The sequence below is a fragment of the Micromonospora sp. NBC_01638 genome (genome assembly GCF_045209745.1).
Lineage (GTDB): Bacteria > Actinomycetota > Actinomycetes > Mycobacteriales > Micromonosporaceae > Micromonospora.
In genome coordinates, this window is sequence record NZ_CP109273.1 from 2,738,365 (window position 1) to 2,755,705 (window position 17,341).

19 protein-coding genes and 1 pseudogene are annotated in these 17,341 nt (G+C 71.0%); 9 read left to right on the forward strand and 11 right to left on the reverse strand.

Annotated elements, in window-relative coordinates; translation table 11 throughout:
- Window positions 1–84 precede the first annotated feature (84 nt).
- Window positions 85–1,761 (forward strand): MDR family MFS transporter, encoded by a 1,677-nt coding sequence (locus OG811_RS12970; protein ID WP_406074450.1) that lies wholly within the window; start codon window positions 85–87, stop codon window positions 1,759–1,761.
- Window positions 1,762–1,779: 18 nt separating this feature from the next.
- Here OG811_RS12970 and OG811_RS12975 read toward each other — a convergent pair whose 3' ends face one another.
- Window positions 1,780–2,271, reverse strand: coding sequence for an NUDIX domain-containing protein (locus OG811_RS12975; RefSeq protein ID WP_406074452.1), 492 nt, complete (start codon window positions 2,269–2,271; stop codon window positions 1,780–1,782).
- 71 nt (window positions 2,272–2,342) lie between these two features.
- On the opposite strand from OG811_RS12975, the gene OG811_RS12980 reads away from it, so the two are divergent.
- A complete protein-coding gene (locus tag OG811_RS12980; RefSeq protein WP_406075695.1) occupies window positions 2,343–3,977 on the forward strand; it encodes a fatty acid--CoA ligase in 1,635 nt (544 codons plus the stop codon).
- 185 nt (window positions 3,978–4,162) lie between these two features.
- On the opposite strand, the gene OG811_RS12985 is transcribed toward OG811_RS12980, so the two are convergent.
- The 6 genes from OG811_RS12985 to OG811_RS13010 all read right to left on the reverse strand — a co-directional run bounded on the left by OG811_RS12985 (window position 4,163) and on the right by OG811_RS13010 (window position 9,517).
- Window positions 4,163–5,173, reverse strand: coding sequence for an NADPH:quinone reductase (locus OG811_RS12985; protein ID WP_406074454.1), 1,011 nt, complete (start codon window positions 5,171–5,173; stop codon window positions 4,163–4,165).
- Window positions 5,174–5,249: 76 nt separating this feature from the next.
- Complete coding sequence (locus OG811_RS12990; protein ID WP_406074456.1) at window positions 5,250–5,903, reverse strand: HAD family hydrolase; 654 nt, start codon at window positions 5,901–5,903, stop codon at window positions 5,250–5,252.
- A 33-nt stretch (window positions 5,904–5,936) separates the two neighbouring features.
- Entirely contained in the window at window positions 5,937–6,761 is an 825-nt protein-coding gene (locus OG811_RS12995) for an SCO6745 family protein (RefSeq protein ID WP_406075696.1), read from the reverse strand.
- 193 nt (window positions 6,762–6,954) lie between these two features.
- On the reverse strand, window positions 6,955–7,668 hold the full coding sequence (locus OG811_RS13000; protein ID WP_406075697.1) for an FKBP-type peptidyl-prolyl cis-trans isomerase: 714 nt from the start codon (window positions 7,666–7,668) through the stop codon (window positions 6,955–6,957).
- 111 nt (window positions 7,669–7,779) lie between these two features.
- Complete coding sequence (locus OG811_RS13005) at window positions 7,780–8,418, reverse strand: DUF4241 domain-containing protein (RefSeq protein WP_406074458.1); 639 nt, start codon at window positions 8,416–8,418, stop codon at window positions 7,780–7,782.
- A 73-nt stretch (window positions 8,419–8,491) separates the two neighbouring features.
- The gene (locus OG811_RS13010) at window positions 8,492–9,517 is read right to left on the reverse strand and encodes a Ku protein (RefSeq protein ID WP_406074459.1); all 1,026 of its coding nucleotides are present in this window, start codon (window positions 9,515–9,517) and stop codon (window positions 8,492–8,494) included.
- Between the two features lie 85 nt (window positions 9,518–9,602).
- Here OG811_RS13010 and ligD (OG811_RS13015) point away from each other — a divergent pair, with 85 nt between their 5' ends.
- Window positions 9,603–10,544 (forward strand): non-homologous end-joining DNA ligase, encoded by a 942-nt coding sequence (gene ligD / locus OG811_RS13015; RefSeq protein ID WP_406074461.1) that lies wholly within the window; start codon window positions 9,603–9,605, stop codon window positions 10,542–10,544.
- Complete coding sequence (gene ligD, locus OG811_RS13020) at window positions 10,534–11,445, forward strand: non-homologous end-joining DNA ligase (protein ID WP_406074463.1); 912 nt, start codon at window positions 10,534–10,536, stop codon at window positions 11,443–11,445. The genes ligD (OG811_RS13015) and ligD (OG811_RS13020) overlap by 11 nt, the downstream gene beginning before the upstream one ends.
- A gap of 2 nt (window positions 11,446–11,447) precedes the next feature.
- Here the strand turns inward: ligD (OG811_RS13020) and OG811_RS13025 are convergent, their stop codons facing one another.
- Window positions 11,448–12,512, reverse strand: a complete 1,065-nt coding sequence (locus OG811_RS13025) for a hypothetical protein (protein ID WP_406074464.1) — start codon at window positions 12,510–12,512, stop codon at window positions 11,448–11,450.
- A gap of 141 nt (window positions 12,513–12,653) precedes the next feature.
- On the opposite strand from OG811_RS13025, the gene OG811_RS13030 reads away from it, so the two are divergent.
- The 4 genes and pseudogenes from OG811_RS13030 to OG811_RS13045 form a co-directional block, all read left to right on the forward strand.
- The gene (locus OG811_RS13030) at window positions 12,654–13,406 is read left to right on the forward strand and encodes a TIGR03089 family protein (RefSeq protein ID WP_406074465.1); all 753 of its coding nucleotides are present in this window, start codon (window positions 12,654–12,656) and stop codon (window positions 13,404–13,406) included.
- Between the two features lie 174 nt (window positions 13,407–13,580).
- A complete protein-coding gene (locus tag OG811_RS13035) occupies window positions 13,581–14,267 on the forward strand; it encodes a hypothetical protein (RefSeq protein ID WP_406074467.1) in 687 nt (228 codons plus the stop codon).
- 117 nt (window positions 14,268–14,384) lie between these two features.
- Entirely contained in the window at window positions 14,385–14,591 is a 207-nt protein-coding gene (locus tag OG811_RS13040; RefSeq protein ID WP_406074469.1) for a toxin-antitoxin system HicB family antitoxin, read from the forward strand.
- An 18-nt stretch (window positions 14,592–14,609) separates the two neighbouring features.
- A pseudogene (locus OG811_RS13045) lies at window positions 14,610–14,885 on the forward strand (M43 family zinc metalloprotease); the annotation flags it as partial.
- A 24-nt stretch (window positions 14,886–14,909) separates the two neighbouring features.
- On the opposite strand, the gene OG811_RS13050 reads toward OG811_RS13045, so the two are convergent.
- Window positions 14,910–15,395 (reverse strand): carboxymuconolactone decarboxylase family protein, encoded by a 486-nt coding sequence (locus OG811_RS13050; protein WP_406074470.1) that lies wholly within the window; start codon window positions 15,393–15,395, stop codon window positions 14,910–14,912.
- 167 nt (window positions 15,396–15,562) lie between these two features.
- Between OG811_RS13050 and OG811_RS13055 the strand changes: the two genes are divergently transcribed.
- Window positions 15,563–16,477, forward strand: a complete 915-nt coding sequence (locus tag OG811_RS13055; RefSeq protein WP_406075699.1) for an RNA polymerase sigma-70 factor — start codon at window positions 15,563–15,565, stop codon at window positions 16,475–16,477.
- Window positions 16,478–16,565: 88 nt separating this feature from the next.
- Here OG811_RS13055 and OG811_RS13060 read toward each other — a convergent pair whose 3' ends face one another.
- Window positions 16,566–16,835 carry a hypothetical protein gene (locus OG811_RS13060; RefSeq protein ID WP_406074472.1) on the reverse strand — a complete coding sequence of 90 codons (270 nt, stop codon included), beginning with the start codon at window positions 16,833–16,835 and terminating at the stop codon, window positions 16,566–16,568.
- Complete coding sequence (locus tag OG811_RS13065; protein ID WP_406075700.1) at window positions 16,832–17,104, reverse strand: DivIVA domain-containing protein; 273 nt, start codon at window positions 17,102–17,104, stop codon at window positions 16,832–16,834. The genes OG811_RS13060 and OG811_RS13065 overlap by 4 nt, the downstream gene beginning before the upstream one ends.
- Window positions 17,105–17,341 lie beyond the last annotated feature (237 nt).

Below are 17,341 nucleotides of genomic sequence, written 5' to 3' on the forward strand. Positions count from 1 at the left end.
TAACTTCATGATCGACGGCGCTCGGGGCGGGCAGCATTGGTGGGGCGGGAGGTTTTTTTCGGATTGGTCGGGAAAGAAGGCGAGATGACCACCGAAGCCTCCGCCGCGCCGGTGTTGAATCGTCAGCAGATCCGGCTGCTCATGATCGGCCTGATGACCGGCATGCTGTTGGCCGCACTCGACCAGACCATCGTCGGTACGGCGCTGCCGACCATCGTTGGCGAGCTGGGCGGGATCAACCATTACTCGTGGGTGGTCACCGCGTACCTGCTCGCCTCGACCGCGTCGACGCCGCTGTACGGCAAGATGGCCGACCTGTACGGGCGCCGACCGGTCTTTCTCTTCTCGATCGGCACGTTCCTGGTCGGGTCGTTGCTCGCCGGGCTGTCGCAGAACATGACCCAGCTGATCATCACCCGGGGCATCCAGGGCCTCGGGGCCGGTGGTCTGTTGACGCTCGCGTTCACCATCATCTCGGACGTGGTGTCACCCCGGGAGCGTGGTCGCTACCAGGGTCTGTTCGGCGCGGTCTTCGGGATCTCGTCGGTGGCCGGGCCGCTGGTCGGTGGTTACTTCGCGGAGACCAACTGGCGGTGGATCTTCTACATCAACGTGCCGCTGGCGATCCTGGCCATCGTGGTCTGCTACCACGTGATGCGGCTGATCCCGTTCGAGCGCCGGGACCACTCGATCGACTGGCTCGGTGCCGGCCTGCTGGTCGCCGGGGTCAGTTCCCTGCTGCTCGCGCTGAGCTGGGGCGGCAACGAGTACGCCTGGGGCTCCGGCGTGATCATCGGGCTCTTCATCGCCGGTGTGGTGCTGGGGGTGCTCTTCGTACTTCAGGAGGCCCGGGTCGCCGAGCCGATCCTGCCGCTGCGGCTGTTCCGGAGCGCCACCTTCGCGTTGGCCAACTCGGCACTCCTCGTCATCGGTCTGGTGATGTTCGGTTCGATCATCTTCATCCCGCTCTACCTGCAGATCGTCAAGGGTGCCTCGCCGACCCGCAGCGGTCTGCTGATGCTGCCGATGATGGCCGGCATCATCGTCACCTCGATCCTGACCGGCCGCGCGATGACCCGCATCGGCCGGTACAAGTGGTTCCCGGTGGCCGGCTCGGTGACCCTCTTGATCGGCATGTTCCTGTTCGCCCGGCTGGAGGTGGGCACCTCACTCTGGGTCGCATTCGGGTACATGGTGGTGATCGGCGTCGGGCTGGGCCTGTGTATGCAGTCGCTGATCCTGGCGGTGCAGAATGCGGTCTCCGTACGCGACCTGGGGGCCGGCACCTCCTCGGCGACCTTCTTCCGGTCGCTGGGCGGTTCGTTCGGGGTGGCGATCCTCGGCACGGTGCTCTCGTCCCGGCTGAGCAGCGGGTTGGGGGAGCGGCTGCCCGGCGCGATCGCACAGCTTTCGCCGCAGGAGCAGGCCGCGGTGGCGGCGAGCGGCGGAACGAGCATCTCGATCAACGCTCCGGCCACCATCCTGGCCCTGCCGGGGCCGGTGCGCGCGGCCATCCAGGGCGCCTTCGTCGACGCGCTGGACATGGTCTTCCTGACCGCCGGCCTGATCGCGATCCTGGCGGTGGTGGTCACCCTGGCCCTGCCGAACGCAAAGCTGCGGGGTGCCGGCCCGCAGGGCGCCACCGGCGGTGCGGACCCGCTCGGCGGGGAGGCCCCGGCACCGGGCGGCAGGCCGCTGACCCGCGAATCCAAGAACGAAGCAGCCGCCGACATGGAGGCCAAGTCCCAGACGATGATCTGAGTCAGCCCGGGCGCGGCCCTACTTGAGGATGAGCCGGTTGGTCTGCTCGAAGACGTCCAGGTCGGCCAAGGTCTCATTGACCGAGGCGGAGAGTGGGGCGGGGAACCGGTCGCGGGGGAAGAAGCCGGCGTCGGTGGTCTCGTCGGTGACCCGGGTCAGCTGCCCGTCCCACTCCTCCACCTTGAACGCCGTCGTGAAGACCTGGTAGGTGTGCCCGTACATGTTGGTGCTGGTTCGGTCCGGGCCGGTGTAGAGGGCGAACGCGCAGACCCGCAGCGCGCGTAGGCCGGTCTCCTCGCGGACCTCGCGGACCGCGCAGTCGGCGATCGACTCGCCCAACTCCATCGCCCCGGCCGGCATGGCCCACTGGCCGTTGTCCGAGCGTTGAATCAGCAGGATGCGTCCGGCGTTGTCGCTGACCACGGCACGGGCCCCCACGAACATCAGCGTCCGGTCCCCGGCGAGCGCGCGTAACTGCCCCACATATGAGTCGGCCCAGGAGATGCTCACCTGCGACAACTTACGGGGGTTCCCAACGTGTGACCGCCGACACTAGCTTGTTACCCATGCGTAGCACGATGATGGACGCCCCTCTGCAGATCTCCCGGATCCTCGACCACGGCGCAGGAGTGCACGGCACGGCCGAGGTGGTCACCTGGACCGGCGCCGAACCCCGCCGAATGACGTACGCCGAGGTGGGCCGCGCCGCGGCCCGGCTGGCACACGCGCTGCGCGACGAGTGTGGGGTGACCGGCGATGAGCGGGTCGCCACCTTCATGTGGAACAACAACGAGCACCTGGTGGCCTACTTCGCGGTGCCGAGCATGGGTGCGGTGCTGCACACGCTCAACATCCGGCTCTTTCCCGACCAGGTCGCCTACATCGCCAACCACGCCGAGGACCGGGTGGTGCTGGTCGACAGCACGCTCATCCCGCTGCTGGCCCGGGTGATCGCCGAGCTGACCACGCTGCGGCACGTGGTGGTGGTCGGTGGCGGCGACCCGGCGCCCCTGCTGGCGGCGGCCGGTGATCGGATCACCGTGCACCACTGGGACGCGCTGCTCGCCGACCGGCCCGACACGTACGACTGGCCCGAGGTGGACGAGCGCGACGCTGCGGCGCTCTGCTACACCTCGGGCACCACCGGCAACCCGAAGGGCGTGGCCTACTCGCATCGGTCGATCTATCTGCACTCGTTGCAGGTCTGCATGCCGGAGGGTTTCGGTCTCGGGCCGACCGACCGGGAGCTGGCCATCGTGCCGATGTTCCACGCCATGTCGTGGGGCCTGCCGTACGCGGCCTTCCTCTCCGGCGCGTCGCTGATCATGCCGGACCGCTTCCTCCAGGCCGCGCCGATCGCCGAGATGATCGCCGCCGAGCGGCCCACCCTGGCCGGCGCGGTGCCGACCATCTGGACCGATCTGCTGGCCTACCTGGACGACCACGACGTGGACACCTCCTCGCTCACCGAGGTGATCGTCGGCGGCTCGGCCTGCCCGCCGGCGCTGATGCACGCGTTCGACGAGCGGCACGGGATCGACGTCATCCACGCCTGGGGGATGACCGAGATGTCCCCGCTGGGGTCGGTCTCGCGCTCGCCCGCAGGTGCGACCGGCGAGCAGGCGTGGCGTTACCGCTACACCCAGGGGCGGGTGCCGGCGGGCGTGCAGGCGCGGATCGTCGGGCCGTCGGGCGAGCCATTGGCCGCCGACGGCAGGGCCGTGGGCGAGTTGGAGGTCCGTGGGCCGTGGGTGACCGCCCGGTACGTCGGTGACGACACCCCGGACGAGGAGAAGTTCCGCGACGGCTGGCTGCGTACCGGCGACGTGGGCACCCTCTCGCGGGACGGGTACATCATGCTGACCGACCGCGCCAAGGACGTGATCAAGTCCGGGGGTGAGTGGATTTCGTCGGTGGAGCTGGAGAACGCGCTGATGGCCCACCCGGCGGTGCTGGAGGCGTGCGTGGTGGGTGTGCCGGACGAGCGATGGGACGAGCGACCACTGGCCACCGTGGTGGTCCGGGAGGGCGCCTCGGTGACCGCCGAGGACCTTCGGGACTTCCTGGCCGGCTCGGTGGCTCGCTGGCAGTTGCCCGAGCGTTGGGCGTTCATCGATACGGTGCCGAAGACCAGCGTAGGCAAGTTCGACAAGAAGGTCGTCCGTTCGCGGTACGCCGGGGGCGAGCTGACTGTCCGGGAGCTGACGGCCCCGTAACGTTTTCCCCAGCGCTCTCGCCTGTTGGGGCGGGGGGACTCCTGACATTCCTCCCCAGGGGCGGCCCCGGCGTTCGCACCGCGCCGGGGCCGCCCGCTCCACGCGGGGCGACCCGCACCGTCATTGTTGCGAAATTTATTCGCCTCTGTCCTGATGACGGGGAAATCGGGTGGTCAGCGACCCGATCAGGCGTCGCTGGTGGTGATGAGCACCTTGCCCACTGCCGAGTCCTCCACAGCCTGGTGCGCCGCAGCCGTCTCGGCCAGAGGGTGGTAGTGCAGCGGCAGGCCGGCCTCCGCGCCGACGCGGATGCCACCCTGGTTGGCCGCCGCCGCCACGTCCTTCACGCCCTGCGCCTTGGCCGCCTTCGGCTCCGTGTAGACCAGCACGAACTGCCAGCGCGCGTTCGGCACCATCATCGGCCGGATCGGGATGGTCACCTCACCCCCTCCGTCGTCGGCGTACATGCAGACCGCGCCGCCGTGCCGCAGCAACTGCGCGTCCATCGCGGCGTTCCGGGCCGGTGACACCTCGACGATCGTGTGCACCCCGTCGGGGACGATCTTGTGGACCTCCTCGACCACGTCCTCTTCCCGGTAGTTGATGACGTAGGAAGCTCCCGCCGCCGCCGCGAGCTGCGCCTTCTCCGCGCTGCTCACCGTCGCGATCACCGTGGCGTCGGCCCAACGGGCGAGCTGGATCGCGGCGTTGCCGACCGCGCCCGCACCGCCTTGCACCAGCACGGTGTGGTCCGCCAGCGCACCGGCGCGGAGCGTGTCCGGCATGAACTCGCCAGCGGTCAGGCAGCGGTGCGCGGTGAGGAACGGGATGCCCAGGGCGGCCCCCAGCTCGAACGAGGCGTCGCCGAGTCGGACCGCCTGCCGGACCGGCACCAGCGTGTATTCCGCGGCGGTGCCCCACGGCCGCTGCCAGGCGGCCTCCCAGATCCAGACGCGCTCACCGATCAGGTCCGGGTCGACACCCTCGCCGACGGCCTCCACCACCCCGGCGCCGTCCTGCCCGGGGATCTGCCAGCCAGTTGGTGCGGAGTTGCGGCGGGACTTCCAGTCGGTCGGGTTCACCCCCGCGACCGCCATCCGCACCAGGACCTCGCCCGCACCCGGCTCCGGCACCGGCCGGTCGACCAGATCCAGCACCGACGGATCGCCGGTGCGCTCGTACACGATGGCTTTCATCCGTGGTCTCCTCACCCGTCCGGCGCGCGGCACCCGGGTCGAGCACCGCCGGCTGCCGTACCCCGCTCAGCCTCCGTCAACCCAGGCCGGCCACCAGCTCGGGGGTCAGCTCACCGATCGCGTCCAGCGTCGCCACGGCCAGCCGGGCGGCATCCGGGTCGAGAGGGTACGAGCCGTGCGGCACCGCCACCACCCGCATCCCCGCCGCGGCGGCTGAACGCACCCCGTTGGACGAGTCCTCCACGGCCACGCACCGGACCGGGTCGACGCCGAGGCGCTGCGCGACGCTCAGGTACACGTCCGGCGCTGGCTTGCCCCGCTCGGTCTGCTCGGTGGACAGGGTCGCTCCGAACGCGTCGGTCAGGCCGGTGGCGGCCAGCGCCGCCTCGATGAGCCGGGTCGGCGACGAACTGGCCAACCCCAGCGGCCACCGCGCGGCCAGCCGGCGGACGACCTGGTCGGCGCCGTCGATGAGCGGTACGTGGTCCCGGTAGCGCCGGGTCATTTCCTCGACGACCTCGCCGGCGACCTGCTCGGCGCTACGGCCAACGCCCAGCTCGCCGCTGAGGTAGTCGGCCCACTCGCCGGTGCTCATCCCCATCAGCCGCCGTTGCGTGTCCGGCTGCCACGTCCCGCCGTGCGCCGCCACGTACGCCCGGCGGACCTCCTCCCACACCGGCTCGGAATCCACGATCACGCCGTCCAGGTCGAAGACCACCGCATCCGCCACGGGCCCATCCTGCCCGACCGATGGGCGCCCCGGTCAGCCGGGCAGCGCGGGCAGCCCGATCGGGCTGCCCGCCGGGATCAATGTGTGGCAGGACCGGGCGATCGGTTCCAGCAGCTCCCGAAGCCGGTCCGTGCCGTCCTGGCCGAGCGCCTGCCACGGGTGCGCGGCGGCCCGGTCGGTGGCGTCCTCGACGGCCTGGAACTCGGCCCGGCCGTGCTCGGTGGCTGTGCCGTCCCCGGTCAGCCAGCCCCGCTGCGCCAGCCGCTCGCGGGCGGCGTACCACTGCTCCTCGGACCAGCCCCGGCCCAGCAGATTCACCGGCGACATGTCCACCGCGACCCGCCAGGCCAGCGTCTCCACCGGGTCCAGGCCGGCGGCCACCAGCGCCGCCACGTGCCCGTCGCCCCGGTGCTCGCGCAGCGTGGTGGTGGCCTGCCAGATCCGGGCCAGCGGGTATTCCCCGATCGGCAGCGCCGCGTTGACCGCGCCGAGCACCCGGCCCGCCGTCTGCGCCGACCTGGCGGCCCGTTCCAGCAGATCGGCGGCCTCCACCAGGTGCGTCTCCGGCAGCTCGTAGGTCAGCTCGGCGAGGGCCTGCACCGCGCCGGTCAGCCGGGCACGCAGCGCCTCCTGCGGGGTGGCCAACCGCCACACCGCGGGCAGCGCCCGGGCAACCATCGGGGGCGCGAAGCTGAAGAAGGCGGCGATCACCGGGGCCGCCTCGGTCGCGCCCAGCGGAGCGGCCCGGCCGGCGAAGTATCCCCGCCAGTAGCCGCGCAGCCCGACCGCCTCGTACGCCGCGCGGGCCCGGGGGTGGAAGTAGGTGACCGCGTGCACCGGCTCGAAGTACGTCCACATCAACCGGGCGGTCCGCCCAGGCTCGTCCAGCGCCGTCACATGCACCTCCGCGTCCCGGTCCCGGATGCTCACCCACCCCGGGCGGTGAACCGCCCGGGGTGACGCCGAACCTACTGCCGCAGGGTGACGGGCCGGAAGCCCCATGTGAACAACTCCATCGCGGCCCGGCGACAACCGGGGCGATCCGGACAGATCACTGGGCGGCGAGCACATCCACCACGAAGCGCAGCGGGCCGGTCGGGCGTCCACCGGCGGCGGCCTCGTCGTTGCCGTACGCCAGCTCGCCCGGGATGTCGAGCTGCACCCGGCTGCCCACGGTCACGCCGACCAGGCCCTGATCCCAGCCGGGGATGACCTGGCCGACGCCGATCGGGAAGGAGGCCGGCTGCCCGTTCGTCCAGGAGGAGTCGAACTCCTTGCCGTCCTTGAAGAACACCCCCACGTAGTTGGTGGTGATGGTCTGACCCTTCTGCACGGCCGGGCCCGTCCCCTTGATCAGCGGGGTGACCGCGAGCTTCTTGAGCTCACCCGTGCCCGGGGCGACCGTCGGCTTGGTGCCCAGCGCCGGGTCGGCGCCCTCGGGCAGCTGCGGGGCGGGCGGTGCGCCGGCCGCGTCGGGGGCCGGGGCGGAGGCGGACGGCGTCGCGTCGGCCTGGTTGGCGGGCTTGTCCTTGCCCCCGCCGATCGTCACGAAGACGGTGATCAGCACCCCGACCACGGCGAGGGCGGCGAGGCTGCTGATCACCGCGTTGCGCTTCCGCTTCGCGTCAGCCGCCTGCTTCTCCGCCAGCTGGGCGGCCAGCCGGCGGCCCGACTTGGTCGCCGTGCTCTGGTCCTGGCCTGCCGACCGGTTCTGCTGCGTCCGCTCGCTCACGTCGTCGACTCCCTGCTGAGGTGTGGCCGGCACCTGGTGCCGGGGGGAAAGCCGACGCACACGGTACCCGCACCGCCGCCTACCGTGCCCGCCGCGGACTCCTCGGATTGCTCAATGGGGCAGTTCCGATGCGTTCCCGGGCGATTATTCCGGGACCACCATGAAGTCCGTCACGAACGAAGTGACCCGGCCATCGGCGGCGCGCCCGATCCAGGTTCCGTAGCAGCCGTCGCCCCAGCCGGTGGCCACGGTGACGACGTTGGCGCCGGTGGCGTCGTCCAGGACAGCGGTGATCAGCCCTGGAACCGGCGACGAGGGCAGCTCGGTCGGGATGAAGACCTCCTCGACCTGGTCCTCGTCCCAGCCTTCGAGAACGGCGAGCGCCGTCGGGTCGGCGAGGGTGCCGACGCCCGCGTCCACCCCGTACCCGAAGTAGTCGTCCGCGCCGAGCGTGGTGACGTTCTGGTCGCCCGCGATGGCCGGTTCCCAGCGGGTCGTCGGCTCGTCGGAGACCACCAGCTCCAGCGCGGCCACCCGCCGATCCACCTCGGCGTCCTCGCGGAGCACCACGGCCACCCAGGCGCGGGCGGGATGCCGCCCCGGCGGCACGGTCACCGTGAACGGCTCGGCCTCCGGGCAGACCAGCGGGTCACACCCGACCACCCGGCCGGTCGGCAGCACGATGTCGCCCACCGGGTGGGCCTCGATCAGGTACTCGCCGTGCTCGTCGGTGAAGCGGGAGCCGGGCGTCAGCAACCGGTCCAGATCAGGGGTGTACGGCATGAGGGCTCCTCCGGTGGCCAGCGGCCGGCGGAGCGTACCCGGCCCGGCGGACGCCGCCGTCGCTGCCGTACGGTCAGGCGCTCTTGCGGGGTGCGGTCTTGCGCGCGGCCGTCTTCTTCGCCGGCTCGGCTTTCTTTGCGGGGGTCTTCTTGGCGGCGGTCTTCTTCGCCGGCTCCGCCGCCTTCTTCCCGGCTGTCTTCCTCGCCGCTGGTTTCTTCGCCGGAGCCTCGGCGGCCTTCTTCTCGGCCGCCTTCTGTGCCGACCGGGCCGACGAGATGGGTGTCGGCGCACCGCCGCCACCGCCGCCTGCGGGTTGCTCGCCGCGGGCCGCCTTGGCGCGCTCCACCGACGCCTTCAACGCGGCCATCAGGTCCACCGCAGCGGCTGGCGCCTCCTCGACCTCCTCCGGTTGGACGACCTCCCGACCCTCCACCTTGGCGTCGATGACCTCCTGCAACGCGGCCCGGTAGTCGTCGGTGAAGACGTCCGGCTCGAACTCGCCGGTCATCGAGTCGACCAGGGAGCTGGCCATCGCCAGCTCCGGCGGGCGCACCTTGAGGTCCTCGTCCAGGAAACCAAAGTCCGGGGTACGGATCTCGTCCGGCCAGAGCATGGTGTTGAGCAGCAGCACGCCCTCACGGACCCGCAGCGTGGCGAGCTGCTCCCGCTGGCGAAGCGCCACCTTGACGATGGCCACCCGCTCCGAGTCGATCAGCGCGTCGCGCAGCAGCACGTACGGCTTGGTCGCCGCGCCCTCCGGCTCGAGAAAATACGCCTTGTTGTAGAGGATCGGGTCGACCTGCTCGGCCGGAACGAACTCCAGCACGTCGATCGCGCGTGAGCTGGTCAGTGGCAGATCGGCGAAGTCTTCGTCGGTGAGGATCACCATCTCGCCGCCGCCGATGTCGTAGCCCTTGGCGATGTCGTCGTAGGTGACCTCCTCGCCGCAGACCGAGCAGGTGCGCTTGTAGCGGATCCGGCCACCGTCCTCGCGGTGCACCTGGTGGAACCGGATGTCCTTCTCCTCCGTGGCGGAGTAGAGCTTCACCCCGATCGAGACGAGCCCGAACGACACGGCTCCCTTCCAGATGGCACGCATCCTGCGCTCCCTTCCCCGGTATCGACCATGCTCGCATCCGAGAGAACCGGACGCGAGGTGTTCGGCCTGCTACTACAGTCGGGTCGTGCCCGGCGCGCCGCTCAAGCCGATGCTCGCGATGACCGGGCCGCTCCCGGCGGGTGACGGCTGGGCGTACGAGTTCAAGTGGGACGGGGTCCGCGCGCTCGCCGACATTTCCGGCGGTGGTCAGCACCTGTACGCCCGCTCCGGCGTGGAGATCACCGCCGCGTACCCCGAACTGGCGACCCTGCCCGAGCAGGTCGACGACGCGTTGCTCGACGGCGAGGTGGTGCTGCTCGGCGAGGGCGGTCAGCCGTCGTTCACCGCGCTGGCCGAGCGGATGCACGTGCGGGACCGGAACAAGGCGGCCCGGTTGGCCGCGGTCATGCCGGTGACGTACATGATCTTCGACCTGCTCCGCCTGAACGGCGACGACCTGACCGGCTGGCCGTACGAGCGTCGCCGGGAGGCCCTGGAAGCGCTCGCGCTCGGCAGCGCCCGGTGGGCGGTGCCGCCGATGTTCGCGGACGGGCCGGCCACCTACGAGGCGGCCGGCGAGCACGGACTGGAGGGCGTGATGGCCAAGCGGGTAGCGGCCGTCTACCGCCCGGGGGTGCGCTCGCCGGACTGGGTGAAGGTCAAGCTGGAGGTGACCGGTGACTTCGTCATCGGCGGCTGGCGACCGGGCGCGCGTCGGATCGGTGGGCTGCTGGTCGGGGTGCCCGGCCCGGATGGTGCGTTGATCTACCGGGGGCGGGTCGGCGGCGGGATCGGTGCCGCCATCGAACGCCAACTCCTCGCCGAGCTGGAACCGCTGCGCTCCGGCGTGTCCCCGTTCGCGCCGGGCGTGCCGCGCGAGGATGCCCGAGGTGCCATCTGGGTAACACCCAACGTGGTGGTGGAGGTGAAGTACGGCCAGCGCACCCCCGACGGCCGGCTGCGCTTCCCCCGAGTGCTGCGGCTGCGCCCCGACAAGCCGCCGGAGGAGGTCGACGATGCCAGCTGAGCGACTACGGGTGGATGTCGAGGGCCGCCCACTGGAGTTGTCCAACCTGGACAAGGTGCTCTATCCGGCGGCCGGCTTCACCAAGGGCGAGGTGATCGACTACTACACCCGGATCTCCCCGGTGCTGCTGCCGCACCTGCGGGACCGACCGGTCACCCGGATCCGCTTCCCCAACGGGGTGGACGACAAGTCGTTCTTCGAGAAGAACACGCCGGCCGCGACCCCGGACTGGGTGCGCGTGGAAAATCTGCCCGCGCCCGGGTCGACCAAGGGCCGGGAGACCATCGACTATGTGGTCGCCGACGACCTGCCCACCCTGGTCTGGCTGGCCAACCTGGCCGCCCTGGAGCTGCACACGCCGCAGTGGAAGGTCGGCGAGCACCCGGACATGATGGTGGTCGACCTGGACCCGGGGCCGCCGGCCGGGCTCGCCGAGTGTTGCCCGGTGGCGGTGCTGATGCGCGACCGCCTCGCCGCCGACGGCATCGACTCGTACCCGAAGACCTCCGGCAAGAAGGGCATGCAACTCTGCTGCCCGATCGCCGGCACCCAGCCGTCCGATGTCGTTTCCGATTACGCCCGGCGGATCGCCCAGGAGTTGGAGCAGGCCCACCCGAAGCTGATCGTGTCGAAGATGGCGAAGAACCTGCGCCCGGGCAAGGTCTTCATCGACTGGAGTCAGAACAACGCGGCGAAGACCACCGTGGCGCCGTACTCCCTGCGGGCCCAGTCGGTGCCATCGGTGTCGACACCGCTGACCTGGGACGAGGTGGAGGCCGGCGCCCGCGGCCGGAAACCGGCCGTCCGCCAGTTCACCGCCGCCGAGGTTCTGGCCCGGGTCGAGGAGTACGACGACCTGCTCGCCCCCCTGCTCGACGGCGGCCCGGAACTTCCGGGCTGACGCTAGGCCCCGTTCTGGCACCGCAGCCGCCACCAGGCACCCACGACCAGGGCGACCGTGATGATGGTGACCGCGACGTCGCCGGCCAGGGCCGCCGCCGGGGAGGCCGGGGAGTACGGCGGCACCAGGTATGCGAACGCGGCGGCGGTGACCAGGCTCGCTGAGCCAGCCGCGAGCACGTGCCGTTGCCCCCAGGCGGCGCGCGACGACCAGTAGGCGATCAGCCCTCCGACGGTTGCCGCGAGCGCCAGCGCGATGCCCACCCCCGTCCAGCCGGATGTCAGGTTGGTGCCGAAACGAACGAGGACGACCAGCAGACCCACCCAGAGCGGGTGCGGTGCCCGGCGCGCCGGGCCCTTCTCCGGCGTCGCTGAGGCGGCGGGTCGTGGGCGGGGGTGGCGCCAGCGGGGCAGCAGGGCGGCCACGATGAGGGCGAGGACCACCACGGCGGCGAAGGCCACCTGGAGCGGGCTGGCCAGGAAGCCCTTCCGGCCGCTGCTGTCGGAGAAGATCAGCAGACTGCCGAGCAGGTAGATCAGGCTGACCACGACGAGCCCGGGCCGGCCCAGCCACGGCCGGAGCCGACGGTCCGCCCCGAGGAACGACTCGATGAGCACGATCGGCGCGCAGATGGTCAGCACGATGTGGTTGCCCACGTAGTCGAAGGCCTGCCGGAGGCTGACATCGAGCCCCGGCACCAACGTCGCCTCAGCGGCGGCACGGGTGTCGGCGTACTGCGTGTCGTCGAGGTAGTCGGGGTTGAACAGCAACTGGTCGACGAGGCCGGCCTGGAGTGCGCCGAACGCGGCGGCGAGCAGCACGATCGCCGGCCAACCCGCGCCGAGGTGCCGGGCGGTCTCCCGGATCAGGATCGCCGCACCGCCGTACATCGGGCCGAGGAAGATCAGCACCGGAAGGAAGTCGTCGATGGCGAAGCCACCCCACGAGCACTCGGCCGCCCAGGGCGCGAGCAGCAGTAACGCGATCACCGGCAGGAGCCGGCGGCGCAGCGGAAGACGGTCGGCGGTGGCGGGGCGGTCGGTGGCGGGGTGGGGCTCGGCCGGCATGGGCGCTCCTCGGCGGCTGGCGGGGTCACCTCGTACCGTGCGGGGGCCACCCGGACAGCCGCTACGGCCATCGGCAGACGACGGGCGCGACCAAAGTCGGTGAGTAGGGTGGGGCCGACGTCGCACTCGGGGAGCGTGGAGATGCAGCCAACCGGCACGGCCGACCTGGCGGCTCGGCCCGCCGACGCCGAGCGCCCCCTGCTCAGCTACCGCGACGAGGCGACCGGCGAGCGTGTCGACCTGACGGCGAACCAGGTTGGATCCTGGGCGGCGCGCAGCGCGAGCCTGCTGCGGGACGGCTGCGGGCTCGGCCCGGGCAGCCGCGTAGCGGTGCTGTTGCCTCCGCACTGGCGTACCGCCGCGGTGTTGTTGGGCGCTTGGGCCTCCGGCCTGGCGGTGTCGTTCCGGCCTCGCGCCACCGCGGGCCTGCCGGTGCTGGAACCGGGCGGCGACCGGCCGTTCGACGCGGTCTTCGTGACCCCGGAGCGGCAGGACGACTGGCTGGAGGACGTGCCGGACGCCCCGCACCGCTACCTCGTCGGCACCGGGCCGGGGCGGCTGGCCGACGTGCCGTTGGGCTGGTTGGACTGGTCCGCCGAGGTGCTCCGCTATCCGGACGTCACGCCCGACCACGCGGCCATCCACCCGTCGGACCCGGCCAGCGCGGACGGCACCACCTACGGCCAGTGGGGTGCGCTTGCCCAGGGCATCGCCGAGATGCTGGACCTCCGCGCCGGTGACCGGCTGCTGGTCGACGCCGCCGAGCACGAGCAGCCGCTGAAGTGGCTGCTCGCGCCGCTCTCCGCTGGCGCGTCCGTGGTGATCAGCGCCAACCTCGACCCGGCGCAGCGGGACGCGCTGGTCGCCGCCGAGCAGGTCACCCGGGTCCTGTAGACGGCCTCGTCTGCTTCACCCGTCCCGGTGGAGCCGACGTATTCGGACATCCGCGACATTCGCCTGCTCATACGCTTCGCCGAAGGCACGTGCGCTGTCGGAGCGCCAGCCACTGTGCACATTGGCGGAGGGAAAATGGGGTCGAGGCGTACACGTCGGACTGTGGTTTCGGCGGTGGCCAGCGGCCTGTTCGCCCTCGGGGTGATCGCACCCGGCCCGGCCGCCGCGCCGCCGCTGCCCCGCGCGGCCCAGGCCGATGGCGCTTCGGTCCCAGTTTCGAGGGAACCCCGCCCTCCGCAGCTCCCGGCGGACTTCCAGGGCACCGGCCGGTACATCGTCCGTGACCTGGGCATCGACGTGCCGTTCACCTGGCAGGGCAAAGACGGCAACAGCCAGATGATCGCCGGGGGCGCCGAGTATCCGATCTGGTTCACCAACCTGATCTACGAGAACACGCTCTACACGCTCACCTACAAGTGGCCGAACATCCCGCTGTTTCCGCCGCGCGCGTGCAGCAAGGTCCCTGGATTCTTCAACCGGCAGATCTTCAACGACAAGCTGAAGACCGCGCGCTTCGTGGGGCCGGAGATCCTGCAAGGGGAGAAGGATCGGCACGTCGATCACTGGCGGGTCGGTGTCGTCGGGGGTTCCACCGTGCCGGGCGAGTTCTTTCGGTTCCCGCTCGCGCTCGGTGACATCTACGTCGACCAGCAGGATCCGAGCCGGTGGTGGCAGGTGTTGCAGTTCGGCCTGCAGAACCTCTTCGATCCGGAGCTGGACGAGTGGCTCACGATGACGACGTTCGACGCCCGGCCCGGCGTGGTCACCCTCCCCGACCGCTGCCCACCCCCCACGTCGTGACGTCGCGCGCTTTTGCCCGGGTTGAGGCTGGACGCGAGTGATCGTGCTCGATCCTGGAAACAGTGGCATCAGAGCCTGAGGACGCCACTACTTCATGGATCAAGCACGATCTTGCCCGTGTCGCCTACCGGGATCCCGGTGCATCTGGCCGTTAAGTCCAGTTCGGGCGTGGACAGCTTCCGGCGGACGCGTTGCAGGCGCAGCTACTCCGGCAAGTTCAACCTCCGCGTCGGGGAGAGCCTGCACCGCGAACTCGCCATGCAGGCGGCCGAGGATGGGATGAGCCTGAATCAGTACGTCCTACGGAAGCTCCGGGCCGCCTGATTGGTCGATCGCGCGGAGCTGGATGAGTCGATGCCGGGCGGGACGGCGGGCAAGTACTCCCTGGGCGACACGCTGACGCACGAGGTCGGGCACTGGGTGATGCTGGAGCACACCTTCGCGCACGGGTGCTCGGCTTCCGGTGACTTCGTCGCGGACACCCCGCGGGAGGCGGCGCCGCAGTTCAACTGCCCGGTGGGCGCGGACACCTGCACCGCACCCGGTCTGGACCCGATTCAAAGCACTGCCGGGTGGACGGGCCGCGCTCAGCGGCCCGTCCACTCCTGGATCGGGTGATCCAGGGCTGGGCCTGGTTCTGGTTCAGTCGAACGCGGCGGCGAACATGCCCGGCTGGTACGAACCGCCCCGCTGGTGCACGATCACGGCGAGCCGGTTGGCCGCGTTGATCAGGGCGACCAGGGCGATCAGCGCCGCGACCTGGTCGTCGTCGTAGTGCTTGCGCACCTGAGCCCAGGTCTCGTCGGACACGCCCTGGTGGGCGTCGGCGAGCCGGGTGCCCTCCTCGGCGAGCGCCAGCGCGGCCTGCTCGGCCTCGGTGAAGACGGTGGACTCGCGCCAGGCGGCCACCAGGTTGAGCCGGACCGCGCTCTCACCGGCCGTCACGGCCTCCTTGGTGTGCATGTCGATGCACCAGCCGCAGCCGTTGATCTGGCTGGCCCGCAGCGACACCAGCTCCTGCGTGGACTTCGGCAGCGGCGACTGCTGCACCACCAGGCCGGCGTTCGCGAATCGCTTGAAGAACTTCATGGCGATCTCGTTGTCGAACAGGTTGAATCGGGCGTCCATGGTTCCGTCCTCCACTCGCTTCTTCAATCGGACGACCATGAGATGCCGGCCCTCCCCGGTCTGTGACGGCCGGTGGGGGTGACGACCGCCACAGGCCGCAGGTGTCACAGAACCGCCGGGTCCGGCATCTGATGGGCGACGCAGTCGAGAGCGAACAGGAGTCACCCATGGTGGGCACGCCGCAGACCGCCGCCGACGACCGCCCGGACCGGGCCACCGAGGCGTTCCTCGCCCACCGCAACCTGCTCTTCACCGTCGCGTACGAAATGCTCGGCTCGGCCGCCGACGCGGAGGACGTACTCCAGGAAACCTGGCTGCGGTGGGCGGGCGTCGACCTGGGCGTGGTCCACGACCAGCGCGCCTACCTGGTCCGCATCACCACCCGCCAGGCGCTCACCCGGCTGCGCACCCTCGGTCGCCGCAAGGAGTCCTACGTTGGCTCCTGGCTGCCCGAGCCGCTGCTCACTGCCCCCGACGTGGCCGAGGACATCGCGCTGGCCGACAGCGTCTCGATGGCCATGTTGCTGGTGCTGGAAACCCTCGCGCCGACCGAACGCGCGGTGTTCGTGCTGCGCGAGGTGTTCGACCTGGGGTACGACGAGATCGCCGAAGCCGTCGACAAGAGCCCCGCCGCCGTCCGCCAGATCACCCACCGTGCCCGCGCACACGTCGCCGCGCGCCGGCCCCGTCAGGTCGTGTCCGCGGCCGAGACCCGGAGCGCGCTCGACGCGTTCCAGCGGGCCGTCGAAACCGGCGACCTCCAGAGCCTGCTCGACATCCTCGCGCCGGACGTCGTCCTCCTCGGCGACGGCGGCGGCGTCAAACAGGCCGTCCCGCGGCCCATCCTCGGCGCCGACAAGGTGGCCCGCCTGCTGGCCGGCGGGTGGGGCAAGGTCCCGGGACACACGTCGTGGCAGCCGGCGCAGGTCAACGGCCACCCGGCGCTGATCGTCCACCTCGACGGTGAGCTGGACACCGTCGTGGCCGTCCGCATCGACGACGGGCGCATCACCGGGCTCTACGCCGTCCGTAATCCAGAGAAGCTGTCCCACATGCAGCGGGAGACCGTCCTGAGCCGCTGAACCCCGCTCCGCCCCGCCTTGCGGGGCGCGTGCACGTCCGCGTGGCTGTCTCTACGTGAGTGACTATGGACCTGATGACGTAAACGATTCAGCGCCGCCGGGGCCACGGCGGGCGCGGCTCGCACGCTGAGGTGTGATCCACCGACAGCGCACACCGCCCGCGCCCGTGGGCCAGAGGCCGGTCGCAGAAAACCCAATGTCGTACGCCCTGCTGGTCCTCGGCCGAGACGGTCACCCCGCCCGGCTCGACGTGTGCGCTGAGCCGGGCCAGCACCCGGGCGGCGGCCCGGGCGAAGATCCGGGCCCGGAGCAGGTCGGGTGCGGTGACCGGCAGGTGGATCACCCAACGGTCGGTCATCGGTAGCGGTGGTTCGCCGACTGGGCGCTCTGCCAGGCGCGCAGTGCGTTCTTGATCCGTACGTTCTCCTCCTGCACGGCGACCAGGGCGGTCTGCGCGACGGTGAGCTCGTCGGCCACGCGGTACAGGAACGCGCGGATCTCGACGGGGTCGAGGCCGCGCCGGCGCACGTTGAAGCACCGCTCGCGGATCTGCCACGGGCGCAGGTTGCGGGGTATTTCCCTCGGTGGCTGTGCTTCCTTGTGCCGGCTCACCAGCCGGCGGATCAGCTTGCGCACGCGGTGACCGCCCTTCGTCGGGTCGCGTCAAGGTGGAAGGGGCGGCCTCTGCCGGTTGCGGGCGGCGGAGACCGTCCCGCCCTGCCACCGCAGCCTTGATCGGCGGTACGACAGCAGGGCCGCGCCGGGGGAGCGCGGAGGGTTGGGTCTCGGCGGCGATGCGAGACCGGTACGAGAGGCGCCAACCGACCGCAGCAGCACCGCATCACCGAGAGCGACGCTATTGCC